The sequence below is a fragment of the Mangrovibacillus sp. Mu-81 genome, from assembly GCF_036867415.1.
Taxonomy (GTDB): Bacteria; Bacillota; Bacilli; order Bacillales; family Bacillaceae_B; genus Rossellomorea.
This window is the reverse complement of the sequence record NZ_JBAJHU010000004.1, coordinates 210,314-223,010: the sequence shown is the minus strand read 5'-3', so window position 1 is coordinate 223,010 and position 12,697 is coordinate 210,314. Positions and strand designations below refer to the sequence as shown.

The following is a 12,697-nucleotide window of genomic DNA, read 5'->3' as shown; positions in this document are numbered from 1 at the left end:
GGAGGTTTCACCTTGCTTAAGGAACTTTTCAATAAATCCAATAAGCCCAAAAAGAAAAAATATGCAACCATTCCTTCTGAAGCAGCCAAACAGGATGTTCCTGAAGGGATCATGACCAAATGTCCTGATTGTAAAAAAATCATGTACACAAAAGAACTGCAGAAAAACTTAAAGGTCTGCGTTCACTGTGGATATCATCATGGGATGAGTTCGACGGAAAGAGTCGACAGCTTTATCGATGATGGGACATTTGAAGAAATTAATGGAGATCTCGTTTCTGTCAATCCGCTAGGGTTTCCCGACTACCTTGAAAAAGTGGAGAAGGACCGGAAGAAAACCGGGATGAACGAAGCGGTCCTCACGGGGGCGGGCAAAGTAAACGGGGTAGACGCAGTCGTAGCGATCATGGACTCCAGATTCCGAATGGGAAGCATGGGTTCTGTGGTCGGTGAGAAAATCACGAGAGCGATTGAGGAAGCTGATAAGCGGCATGTACCGTTCATCATTTTTACTGCATCGGGCGGAGCCAGAATGCAGGAAGGTGTGCTGTCCCTGATGCAGATGGCCAAAACAAGTGTCGCTCTTAAACGCTTCAGTGAAAATGGTGGTCTCTTCATTTCAATCATGACCCATCCTACAACTGGAGGAGTATCGGCAAGCTTTGCTTCTGTAGGCGATTACAATTTTGCAGAGCCTGGCGCACTGATCGGTTTTGCCGGCAGAAGAATCATCGAACAAACGATTCGGGAAGATCTTCCGGAAGACTTTCAGACAGCGGAATTCCTTCTGAAGCATGGTCAGCTTGATGAAGTGATATCACGTTCGCAGCTAAAGGAAAAGATAGGTCTAATACTTGATATACATCAGTGGGACGGTGATCTGCCATGGTAAATGAGATGGAATTTGAAAAGCCTGTCGTTGAATTAAAGAAGAAAATTGCAGAGCTTAAAGAATTCACTCAGAATTCGGAAGTAGATTTATCAAAGGAAATTGAAAAACTGGAAGCAAGGTTACAGAAGCTTGAGAACGATATTTATGAAAACATGAAACCTTGGGAAAGAGTGCAGGTTGCGCGACATCCGAATCGACCGACAACCCTGGATTATATCCGCTTTCTCTTTACGGATTTCATGGAAATCCATGGCGACCGGTTATATGGTGATGATGAAGCGATTGTTTCGGGAATTGCGAAATTCGATGGTGTGCCGGTGACCGTCATCGGCCATCAACGGGGTAAAGACACGAAGGAGAATATCCGCAGAAATTTCGGGATGCCTCATCCGGAAGGCTACCGGAAAGCTCTCAGGCTGATGAAGCAGGCGGATAAGTTTAACCGTCCGATTGTTTGTTTCATCGATACAAAAGGTGCTTACCCCGGGAAAGCGGCCGAAGAAAGAGGGCAAAGCGAAGCCATCGCCAGAAATCTGGTAGAGATGGCAGGTTTGACTGTTCCTGTAGTGTGTATCGTCATCGGTGAAGGTGGAAGCGGAGGAGCACTGGCATTGGGTGTGGGCAATCATATCCATATGCTTGAAAACTCCACTTATTCTGTCATCTCACCAGAGGGAGCGGCTGCTCTTTTATGGAAAGATTCCACTCAAGCCAGGAAAGCGGCTGAATCCATGAAAATCACGGCTCCTGACCTGAAAGAGCTCGGTCTGATCGATGAAATCATCACTGAAGTGACAGGTGGAGCTCATAAGAATGTGGAAGAACAGGCTGCTTCGATTAAAGCCGTTCTAAAACAATCACTTAAGGAATTAATCCCGATGAGTAAAGATGAGCTGATTAACCATCGATATGAGAAATTTAAAGCGATGGGTGATTATTCTGTTTTAAATGAATATATTGGGGTAGAATCTTAATAAAACGACCGGACTGACAAATAGGAACCAGCCTTTTGTCAGTCCTTTTGTTTAAGGTTCTTCTCATTGGTTCTTGTTGTAAACAACAGTGAGACAGGGTATGTCCCGTTCAAAAGATATTTTTGAAAGTTTTAACAGTTGAAACGCTTTCAGTTAATAGAGTATTTCGTCTATTGGATTTCCAAGGGGGAACTTGTTGAGAAGCTTGTCTCTTCGTGTTATTTTAGAAATAATCAATAGTCTAATGGTCTATAATAAATGGGTGGATTAGAATTTTTCAAAATGACATCAACCGATAATATGTGAAACCATTAACAAATTTGCTTTTTATTCTTTTACATATAAATTTATCTTCATGAGGTGATGAAAGTGAAAAAAATAGGAGTACTGACAAGTGGCGGTGACTCTCCTGGTATGAACGCCGCTGTTCGTGCGGTCGTTCGTAAAGCTATTTTTCATGGTGTTGAGGTATATGGTATTTACCAGGGCTATAACGGCTTAATCAATGGCAACATCAAGAAACTTGAGCTGGGTTCCGTGGGCGATATCATCCATCGCGGCGGGACGATGCTCTATACTGCGCGCTGTGAAGAATTCAAGACAAAAGAAGGCCAGCAAAAAGGGATTCAGCAACTGGAGAAACACGGTATCGAAGGTATTGTCGTAATCGGCGGAGACGGTTCTTATCAAGGTGCAAAAGCGCTTACGGAATGGGGGTACCCTTGTGTTGGCGTACCTGGTACGATTGATAATGACATCCCCGGTACAGAGTTTACGATCGGCTTTGATACAGCACTGAACACAGTCATTGATGCGATAGACAAAATCCGAGATACGGCAACTTCACATGAAAGAACATTCATTATTGAAGTAATGGGCCGTAATGCAGGTGATATTGCACTATGGGCAGGACTGGCAGGCGGAGCTGAAACAGTCATCATTCCTGAAGAGAAGTTTGACATGAATGATATAGTGAGCCGTTTGAATAAAGGTCAGGAACGCGGCAAGAAGCACAGTGTGATCATCGTCGCAGAAGGCGTCATGTCCGGTAACGAATTTGCGAACCGCTTTACAGAAGCGACAGGCATGGATACACGGGTCTCTGTTCTCGGCCACATTCAGCGCGGAGGAACGCCCACAGCATCCGACCGTGTATTGGCAAGCCGATTGGGTGCGCGAGCCGTTGAACTCTTGATGAACGGAAAAGGCGGAAGAGCTGTAGGAATCGAAAAGAATGAAATGGTTGACTATGATATCATCGAAGCACTTGCCAAGCCTCACCAAATCGACCTTGATATGTACCGACTTTCAAAAGAGCTTTCTATTTAATAATTGGTGAAAGATTCAGGAGGTAAATAAAATAATGAGAAAAACTAAAATTGTATGTACCATTGGCCCTGCCAGTGAAAGTGTAGAAAAATTATCTCAGTTGATTGATGCGGGCATGAATGTTGCCCGTCTGAACTTCTCCCATGGTGACCATGAGGAACATGGTCAACGGATCATCAATATTCGTGAAGCAGCTGCAAAAGCAGGTAAAAATGTAGGGATCCTGCTGGACACAAAAGGTCCTGAAATCCGTACGAATAACATGGAGAATGACGGATTTGAACTTCAGCAGGGAGCATCCGTCATCGTATCCATGAAAGAAGTATTGGGTACACCAGAGAAATTCTCCGTGACATACGAAGGGTTGATCGATGATGTCCACGTCGGTTCTAAAATTCTTTTAGATGACGGGCTTGTCGGCCTTGAAGTAACGGATATCGATAAAGCTAATGGCGAAATTCATACTACGGTTGCCAATACAGGTATGCTGAAAAATAAAAAAGGTGTAAACGTACCTGGCGTTTCTGTCAATCTGCCTGGAATCACGGATAAAGATGCGAAAGATATCATTTTCGGTATCGGACAGGAAGTCGATTTCATCGCAGCTTCATTCGTACGCCGTGCAACGGATGTACTCGAAATCCGTCAGTTATTGGAAGAACATAATGCATCTCACATTCAAATCATCCCTAAGATCGAAAACCAAGAGGGCGTTGATAATATCGATGAAATCCTTGAAGTATCCGACGGATTGATGGTTGCACGTGGTGATCTTGGTGTCGAAATCCCTGCAGAAGAAGTACCTCTTGTACAAAAGCAATTGATCAAGAAGTGCAATTCACAAGGTAAGCCAGTGATAACTGCCACTCAAATGCTTGACTCCATGCAGCGCAATCCAAGACCCACAAGAGCGGAAGCAAGTGACGTTGCCAATGCCATCTTTGACGGGACGGATGCTATTATGCTATCAGGCGAAACAGCTGCAGGTACATATCCTGTAGAAGCGGTTCAAACAATGCATAATATTGCATCAAGAGCGGAAACTGCCCTGGATTTCAATGAAATCCTTTCAGCCCGCAGCAAAGAAAGCGATCATAACATGACAGACGCAATCGGCCAGTCGGTGGCACATACTGCAATTAACCTCGATGTGAATGCAATCGTTGCACCGACGGAAAGCGGTCATACCGCACGGATGATTTCGAAATATCGTCCTAAAGCACCGATCGTAGCAGTCACCGGCACAGAATCTGTCTCAAGAAGACTGGCTCTTGTATGGGGCGTTTACCCGACAGTCGGACGCAGAGTATCCACAACGGATGAAATGCTGGATATGGCTGTGGAAGAAAGCATGAATTCAGGCATGACGAAACATGGGGACCTGATCGTGATCACGGCGGGTGTTCCAATCGGGGAATCCGGAACGACTAACCTGATGAAGATCCATGTAGTCGGCGACATTGTTGCCAAAGGTCAGGGGATTGGACGCAAATCTGCTTATGGGAAAGCTGTAGTGGCTTCCAGCGCAGAGGAAGCTGTGAAAAACGTTCAGCCGGGTTCAGTCCTTGTCACAATCGGTACAGACAAGGATATGATGCCTGCCCTTGAAAAATGCTCGGCGCTGATCGTGGAAGAAGGCGGACTGACAAGCCACGCAGCCGTTGTAGGAATCAACTTAGGCATTCCAGTCGTAGTTGGAGTGGACAATGCTACTTCCCTGTTTGAAAATGATCAGGAAATCACGGTAGATGCCACTCGCGGAGTCATCTACAATGGCCATGCAAGTGTACTTTAACAGTTAAGCAGCAAACCGGGGTCTCACATGAGGCGCCGGTTACTTTGGTCTCTGATAGGCTGAGGTTTGCGGAATAATCCTCGTCCACCGCAATATGTTATAATGATAGAAGCAAGTCATAATAACAGGAGGAATTCCTCGTGAGATATATTTTGCCGCTTTTAATTGTAGTACCGGCTTTGGAAATCGGGATCCTGGTTCTGGCTGGACAAGCAATCGGCGTTGTACCGACCGTGTTGATGATCATAGCTACAGGGATTGCAGGGGCCTACCTGGCAAAGAGACAGGGGCTCGAAACGATCAGGAGAGCACGTGAGGACATGCAATACGCTCAGTTCCCGGGCGATGTGATCATTGACGGATTATGCATACTGGTCGGGGGATTACTGTTGCTGACACCTGGCTTCATCACTGATGCAACCGGCTTTTTATTGCTTCTTCCGCCTACCCGGAAACTATTTAAACCTTTTATCTATAAATTATTTAAAAAATGGTTCAATAACGGGAACCTCATTATCTATCGGTAATAAGAAAAGTTAGCTGGGACAAAAGTGTTGACTCTAAATACCGCTAATGATTTCCGTACAAGACTTCGCTTTCCGCGGGTAGCCCGTGTGCCTCTAAGTCCCGGAGCTGGACAATTAGAAAAGCGGAGGCGGCTCGCTCAGAGGCGACAAGCATAAGGCGAGCAAGCCGGAAAGGCGCTTTTGCCTTTTTGGCTTGATTGACTTATGACCTCGAGCCTCTAGCCGCCGGAGCTGGACAGGTCTCACATAAGCTACTTTTCCCGCAGGAGTCTTCGTCTCAACCGCTGGAACAAGCTAAAACTAAATGTACATTTTTCATAATTAATAAAAAGCCCGAACTTTATTGAATAATGGTATTCAATAAAGTTCGGGTTTTAATCGTTTTGTCCCGACTTCTTTTAATTTTTTAAAGAAACCGATTTCAATTTGGCTTTTCCCCCATGATAAACCTCCAGATGTCTTCAAACACTCCGGCTCGCTTCAGTGTTGAAAGGATGACCAGTACCACGGGTCCGACGATCAGGCCGAGGAAACCGATCAATTTGAACCCTACAAAGAGAGCGATAAGTGTGGCAAGGGGATCAAGGCCGATGCTGGAAGATAATATCTTTGGTTCCATGATCTGCCGCTGCACGACGACGACTAAATATAATACGGAAAGTCCGATCCCGAGCCCGGCGTCACCGGCAATGAATTCATAAGCGATCCATGGAACGAACACCGCGCCTGTTCCTAAGTAAGGCAGGATATCCACCAAACCGCTCACAAGGGCGATGGTGATGGCGTAATCGACTCGAAGGATAATTAAGCCGATTAGAACAATGATGGCTGTAATCGAGATTAACGTGAATTGAGCACGGATAAAGCCGAATAATGCTTTCTTCAGGTCGATGAATACGGTTCTGCCGCTAGTCATCGCCTTCCCGGGAACGAGTCGATCGGCTTTGGCTGATAATGTATACCAATCTTTACTGATAAAGAAGGTTGCCAGCGCGGCAAATATTAATACGGAAGCGGCATTCGGTATCCAGGAAATAAGCTGAGGAAGCCTCTGGAAAAAGTTTTGGAGAAAATCACCAGCGGATTGGGCGACCTTGCTTCCGGCTGTTTCAATGTTTTCAAGAATCGTGCTCTGTTGACCTGCATCGAGATTTTTAAAGATCCCTGCAATCTGGTGATAAAACGGGATCACCTGACCGACGATGAAATCTTCAGCAAAGGTCACAAGTGTTCGGACGTGTTGAGGAAGCACTTCTGATAAATAATTTGCACCCGAAACAATTTCGGCAATCAGCAGGGTGATGAGGCCTGCAAATACCCCTGCTATCAGAAACAGTGAGAGGACTACGGCCCACACCCTTGGAAGTTTGCCCCTTGTTTCAAGCATATTGACTAATGGATTGATCAATAATGCGATTCCCACGGCAATGACGAAAGGATATGCCAGTTTCCAAATGTAATACAAAGTAAATAAAGAAAGTATGATGACTGCAATCACCACAAGGAAGCGAATCGTTCGATATACATATTCCAAGTTCAACTGAGTTCCCCCTACCCTGTCTATTATCTTCTATTTTATAAGAGACAGGAAATGAAAGGAAGTTTAAATTTCTGTATATACAGAATATTTCAGAATGTTATTTTGAAGCAGTAGTTTTGCAAGTAGCATAACGAACGTTTACAATGTTTCAGTAGAGTGTTTATTGAAAACTTTATTTTTCTAGAAAAATAATTTTAGATAAATTCGAGCGTTTTCGTTCACAAATGTCAGATAATTGTTTATAATAGAAAATGTAAGCGCATCCCAAGTACTGCTTCCCTGCCGGTAACAACAAGGCACAGGGAATCATTTTTTGTACGGGGATTGAGCAATCGCTCAGCGCAGGAATTAAATCGATTTAAAGCCCTCAATAGGTAATTTACTTACTTTTATCAAACAAGCCCGATACAAATTTTCTGTCAGGGTTTTATGCTCATATGAAAATGGGTAAAAGGGAAATACATTCAAAGGAGAGATTATTATGACAGCGACTCGCGGACTAGAAGGAGTTGTAGCCACTACATCATCCATCAGTTCAATCATCGATGACACTCTTACATATGTCGGTTACAACATTGATGATTTAACAAACAACGCCACATTTGAAGAGGTAATCTATTTACTGTGGCACCTTAAACTTCCTACTCAAAGTGAATTGCAGGAGCTGACAGACCAATTAGCGGAAAACATGGCTCTTCCTCAGGAAGTACTTGATCACTTCAAGATGTACAACATCAAAGAAGTGCATCCGATGGCTGCATTGCGGTCTGCGGTTTCACTGCTTGGCCTATATGATGATGAGGCAGATGTGATGGAAGAGGAAGCAAACTACATGAAAGCGGTCCGTCTTCAAGCGAAGATCCCTACAATCGTAACGAGTTTTGCGAGAATCCGTAATGGACAAGAACCGATCGCCCCTCGTAAAGATTTAGGATTTGCAGCTAATTTCCTATACATGTTGACCGGTAAAGATCCGGAGCCGATTGAAATCGAAGCGTTCAATAAAGCTCTTGTTCTTCATGCCGATCACGAGTTAAACGCTTCCACATTCACTGCACGTGTCTGTGTCGCTACACTTTCGGATGTTTACTCCGGTGTAACGGCTGCAATCGGCGCTTTGAAGGGACCTCTCCATGGCGGAGCGAACGAACAGGTCATGAAGATGCTGACTGAGATCGGTTCTGTTGATAAAGCTGAACCTTACATTTTGGATAAACTTGAGAAGAAAGAAAAGATCATGGGATTCGGCCACCGTGTATACCAACAAGGTGATCCGCGTGCCAAGCATCTTAAAGAAATGTCCAAAAAGCTGACTGAGCTTAGAGGAGAAAGTAAATATTATGAAATGTCTGTGAAGGTCGAAGAAGTATTCACAGCGAATAAAGGGCTTCCGCCAAATGTTGATTTCTATTCGGCATCTGTCTATCACAGCCTTGGCATCGATCATGACTTATTCACTCCGATCTTTGCTGTAAGCCGCGTATCCGGCTGGCTTGCCCACATTCTGGAGCAATATTCAAATAACCGCTTAATCCGCCCTCGTGCTGATTATGTGGGGCCCGGCAAACAGAAATATGTGCCGGTTGACCAAAGAGGTTGATCATCAATATTTACAAAAAGTAAAAATATTGGTGTAATAAATAAGAAGGGGAATGACTCTGATTGCCAAGAAGCACTTATGGGTCATCCCCTTTGATCATGAATAAAAATGGAGGTTACATAATGACACAAGGTGAAAAGATTACAAATCAAAACGGCCAGTTGAATGTGCCGAACAATCCAATCGTTCCATTTATCGAAGGTGACGGGACAGGTCCTGATATCTGGGCAGCAGCTCAGCGCGTATTAGATGCATCAGTGGAAAAAGCTTACAAAGGTGAGCGCAAAATCGAATGGAAAGAAGTTTATGCCGGTGAAAAAGCATTCAACAAAACGGGTGAATGGCTTCCGAACGATACTCTTGAAGCGATCCGTGAATATTTCATCGCCATCAAAGGACCTCTTACCACTCCGGTAGGCGGAGGGATCCGTTCTCTGAACGTGGCTCTGCGCCAGGAATTGGACTTATTCACTTGCCTGCGTCCTGTACGCTATTTCGATGGGGTTCCTTCTCCTGTTAAGCGTCCTGAGGACACTGACATGGTCATCTTCCGTGAAAATACAGAGGATATCTATGCTGGTATCGAGTACGCTAAGGGTTCTGACGAAGTAAAGAAATTAATCTCATTCCTTCAGGATGAAATGGGTGCAAACAAAATCCGTTTCCCTGAAACGTCAGGAATCGGAATCAAGCCTGTATCTGAAGAAGGTACATCACGCTTAGTCCGTGCCGCAATTAATTATGCAATAGCTGAAGGCCGTAAATCTGTGACGCTTGTACACAAAGGAAACATCATGAAGTTCACGGAAGGCGCGTTCAAGAACTGGGGCTATGAGCTTGCCGAGAAAGAATTCGGAGATAAAGTATTCACTTGGGCTCAATACGATAAGATCAAGGAAGCTGACGGCACAGATGCTGCGAATAAAGCACAGTCTGAAGCAGAAGCTGCAGGAAAGATCATCGTTAAAGATTCAATCGCTGATATCTTCTTACAGCAAATCCTTACTCGTCCGGCTGAGTTTGATGTAGTGGCGACAATGAACCTGAACGGTGACTACATTTCTGATGCTCTTGCAGCACAAGTAGGCGGAATCGGTATTGCTCCAGGAGCGAACATCAACTATGAATCCGGACATGCGATCTTTGAAGCAACGCACGGAACAGCCCCTAAGTATGCTGGAATGGATAAAGTGAATCCATCATCCGTAATCCTTTCCGGAGTATTGATGCTTGAGCACCTTGGCTGGTCCGAGGCTGCTAATATGATCACGAAATCAATGGAAAAAACAATCGCTTCAAAAGTTGTAACATATGACTTTGCCCGCCTGATGGATGGAGCAACTGAAGTGAAATGTTCTGAATTCGGTACTGCATTAATCGAGAACATGGAGTAATCCACAACAATATGTCACGAGCAGAAGCATTCCTGAGGGAGTGCTTCTGTTATATCTATTTTAAGAACAGGAGGAGCTATGATGACAATTAAACGCAGGAAAGTTTCAGTGATCGGCGGAGGATTCACAGGTGCGACGACTGCACTTATGCTTGCTCAAAAAGAACTTGGGGATGTAGTGCTCGTTGATATTCCGCAAATGGAAGATCCGACGAAAGGGAAAGCATTGGATATGCTTGAGGCAAGTCCCGTCCAAGGATTCGATGCAGACATCATCGGTACTTCAGACTATGAAGACACGAAGGATTCTGATATTGTCGTCATCACTGCCGGAATTGCACGCAAGCCTGGAATGAGCCGTGATGACCTTGTTCAGACCAATCAAAAAATCATGAAATCTGTAACAGAGCAAATCGTCAAGTATTCTCCAAACTGCTACATCATCGTACTTACAAATCCGGTTGATGCCATGACATACACAGTTTTCAAAGCTTCCGGGTTCCCTAAAGAACGCGTGATCGGTCAGTCGGGTGTGCTCGATACTGCCCGTTTCCGTACGTTCGTTGCACAGGAATTGAACCTGTCAGTCAAAGATGTGACTGGATTCGTCCTTGGCGGACACGGGGATGATATGGTTCCATTGATCCGCTACTCCTACGCAGGAGGGATCCCTTTGGAAACATTGATTCCAAAAGACCGTCTGGATTCAATCGTCGAACGCACCCGCAAAGGCGGAGGCGAAATCGTCGGCCTGTTGGGCAATGGATCCGCTTATTATGCCCCTGCGGCTTCACTCGTTCAAATGGTGGAAGCGATCCTTAAAGATCAACGCCGCGTCATCCCGGCAATAGCATACCTGGAAGGCGAATACGGCTTCGAGGGAATCTACCTCGGCGTACCGACCATCCTTGGCGGCGGCGGACTCGAAAAAATCATCGAGCTCGAACTCACAGAAGAAGAACAATCTGAACTGGCAAAATCTGCTGAATCTGTTAAGAACGTCATGTCATCGCTGGCGTAAATATTTGAAAATCCGATTTCTGATTGAGGAATCGGATTTTTTAATAGGCTTTTTTCGCATGCTTTGTTGCATTGTACACAAGAAAATACCGGGACTTGGATATTTTCGCTGTGTCCTAACCTATTTAAGCTTGAGTTTGAAAAGAGCATGTGCACGCACTTCATTCAAAATCCTGGATAATGGACGTAAAGCTGCGATCTTTTAGAAATCAGCCTTATTTGTCGCTAGTGCGGGGATCGTTCCTGCTTGAGCGGAAGTGGTTGGCAGATGAAAGCCCGTTGAGTTTAGTCAGCGGGGTTTTATAATTGGATTGTCTGCGTGAGCAGGTATGGGATGTTGGTTAGCGCTGCGAAGGCCGGCATTTTCGTGATGGGATTGGATAATTATGTTAAACGGCAGGATTGTTGATCGTTTTGACTGGAATATGGTTCATATCGGCAGGAATAAGCGTGAAATCGGAAGGAATATCATTCAAAACGAAAGGATTATCCATCAAAACGAAAGGATTATCCATCAAAACGGCAGGATTATCGTCTAGATCAGTTGAAATCATTTCAGTTACGAACCTATCAGCTGTATATTGGGATAAACAACTGCTTTTCGATTGAGGAATTGGTATAAAATGTTAATCGGCAAAATTAATTGTAATTTTGGCAAGAATAATGTCCACTCCGGCAAGAAAATCGACTATTCGGGAAGATTACAGCCCCAATCGGTAAGATTATCCATCAAAACGGCAAGAATACGCTAATCGTATAGTCCAACCGGCTGACAGTTCACTGAATTCATTCCTAAATTCGGGTGAAGTGCACAACACACTTATTTATTTACGGTTTCTAATAGGATTACGGCCAGTTTTGTAGAGGAAGAGTCTGTTTTCCACATTACATAATCCAGCAGTCTGATTGCAGACTGTGCATGTGCTTTTTTCGAAGTATTTCCTAATGCTTACACAACAAATTTTACGAAAAGAGCCTGTATATATTAGAGTACGTACTAATATAATCACAAGAACTGCGTAAAATCCCTTTGTATGGAAAGCCTATAAATGATATTATAGTAATATACAGATAATAAAGATTATTTCTATTATTTTAAAATGTATGCGTTTACATATGGAGGTGCTTCTATTGCTGCTAGGTAAAAAAAGAAAGCTTGGAAGAAAAATCGAGGAAATGACGATTGGAGAAAAATTAACGTTAACAGAAAAAATTGAAGATCATGACCTGCTTCTGTATCTGGGTTTAACGAATGATGCCAACCCTCTATACATCCAGCACGACTATGCGTCACAGACGCCTTTTAAGAAACCGTTAGTCCCGTCCATCATGCTGACAGGAATCATTACATCTGCCGTTTCTAAGTACTTACCAGGACCTGGTTCGCACATCATTGAACAGAACATTGATTTTCCTAAACCCGTATATCACTATGCTACGATCCAGTTTCTCTTTGAAGTCACTGAAGTCGAACCATCATCCCATACAGTCACCATCAGGGTCACAGCGGTGAATGAAGAAGATGAGCAAGTGATCAACGGGACCATCAAAGTATGTCCGCCTCACAAACTCGAAAAGATGAACAGCCATGCTTTGGAGAACTTCTGATATGGCAGTAATGAAGCTGT

At 44.3% G+C, this 12,697-nt stretch carries 11 protein-coding genes; 10 read left to right on the top strand and 1 reads right to left on the bottom strand.

Features of this window, described 5'->3' with window-relative positions; genetic code table 11:
- Positions 1-12 precede the first annotated feature (12 nt).
- The 5 genes from accD (at position 13) to V6B33_RS11675 (ending at position 5,516) form a co-directional block, all read left to right on the top strand.
- Complete coding sequence (gene accD / locus V6B33_RS11695; protein ID WP_334217927.1) at positions 13-891, top strand: acetyl-CoA carboxylase, carboxyltransferase subunit beta; 879 nt, start codon at positions 13-15, stop codon at positions 889-891.
- A complete protein-coding gene (gene accA, locus V6B33_RS11690; protein WP_334217926.1) occupies positions 885-1,865 on the top strand; it encodes an acetyl-CoA carboxylase carboxyl transferase subunit alpha in 981 nt (326 codons plus the stop codon). Before accD ends, accA begins: the two co-directional genes overlap by 7 nt.
- A gap of 369 nt (positions 1,866-2,234) precedes the next feature.
- Positions 2,235-3,194: a 6-phosphofructokinase gene (pfkA, locus tag V6B33_RS11685; protein ID WP_334217925.1), complete on the top strand. Its 960-nt coding sequence runs from the start codon at positions 2,235-2,237 to the stop codon at positions 3,192-3,194.
- A gap of 34 nt (positions 3,195-3,228) precedes the next feature.
- On the top strand, positions 3,229-4,989 hold the full coding sequence (pyk, locus tag V6B33_RS11680) for a pyruvate kinase (protein ID WP_334217924.1): 1,761 nt from the start codon (positions 3,229-3,231) through the stop codon (positions 4,987-4,989).
- A 140-nt stretch (positions 4,990-5,129) separates the two neighbouring features.
- Positions 5,130-5,516, top strand: a complete 387-nt coding sequence (locus tag V6B33_RS11675; protein ID WP_334217923.1) for an FxsA family protein — start codon at positions 5,130-5,132, stop codon at positions 5,514-5,516.
- Between the two features lie 421 nt (positions 5,517-5,937).
- On the opposite strand, the gene ytvI is transcribed toward V6B33_RS11675, so the two are convergent.
- The gene (gene ytvI / locus V6B33_RS11670; RefSeq protein WP_334217922.1) at positions 5,938-7,056 is read right to left on the bottom strand and encodes a sporulation integral membrane protein YtvI; all 1,119 of its coding nucleotides are present in this window, start codon (positions 7,054-7,056) and stop codon (positions 5,938-5,940) included.
- 481 nt (positions 7,057-7,537) lie between these two features.
- Here ytvI and citZ point away from each other — a divergent pair, with 481 nt between their 5' ends.
- The 5 genes from citZ to V6B33_RS11645 all read left to right on the top strand — a co-directional run bounded on the left by citZ (position 7,538) and on the right by V6B33_RS11645 (position 12,677).
- Positions 7,538-8,656: a citrate synthase gene (gene citZ / locus V6B33_RS11665; RefSeq protein WP_334217921.1), complete on the top strand. Its 1,119-nt coding sequence runs from the start codon at positions 7,538-7,540 to the stop codon at positions 8,654-8,656.
- Positions 8,657-8,778: 122 nt separating this feature from the next.
- Positions 8,779-10,050: an NADP-dependent isocitrate dehydrogenase gene (gene icd / locus V6B33_RS11660; RefSeq protein WP_334217920.1), complete on the top strand. Its 1,272-nt coding sequence runs from the start codon at positions 8,779-8,781 to the stop codon at positions 10,048-10,050.
- Positions 10,051-10,131: 81 nt separating this feature from the next.
- On the top strand, positions 10,132-11,070 hold the full coding sequence (gene mdh / locus V6B33_RS11655) for a malate dehydrogenase (RefSeq protein ID WP_334218004.1): 939 nt from the start codon (positions 10,132-10,134) through the stop codon (positions 11,068-11,070).
- 413 nt (positions 11,071-11,483) lie between these two features.
- Positions 11,484-11,678 (top strand): hypothetical protein, encoded by a 195-nt coding sequence (locus V6B33_RS11650; RefSeq protein WP_334217919.1) that lies wholly within the window; start codon positions 11,484-11,486, stop codon positions 11,676-11,678.
- A gap of 522 nt (positions 11,679-12,200) precedes the next feature.
- The gene (locus V6B33_RS11645; RefSeq protein ID WP_334217918.1) at positions 12,201-12,677 is read left to right on the top strand and encodes a MaoC family dehydratase; all 477 of its coding nucleotides are present in this window, start codon (positions 12,201-12,203) and stop codon (positions 12,675-12,677) included.
- The last annotated feature ends 20 nt before the right edge of the window (positions 12,678-12,697 follow it).

What these genes read in the sequence shown, in the direction of transcription:
- icd (WP_334217920.1), top strand. Translation starts at nt 8,779, where the DNA reads ATGACACAAGGTGAAAAGATTACAAATCAAAACGGCCAGTTGAATGTG.
- citZ (WP_334217921.1), top strand. Translation starts at nt 7,538, where the DNA reads ATGACAGCGACTCGCGGACTAGAAGGAGTTGTAGCCACTACATCATCC.
- mdh (WP_334218004.1), top strand. Translation starts at nt 10,132, where the DNA reads ATGACAATTAAACGCAGGAAAGTTTCAGTGATCGGCGGAGGATTCACA.
- pyk (WP_334217924.1), top strand. Translation starts at nt 3,229, where the DNA reads ATGAGAAAAACTAAAATTGTATGTACCATTGGCCCTGCCAGTGAAAGT.
- accA (WP_334217926.1), top strand. Translation starts at nt 885, where the DNA reads ATGGTAAATGAGATGGAATTTGAAAAGCCTGTCGTTGAATTAAAGAAG.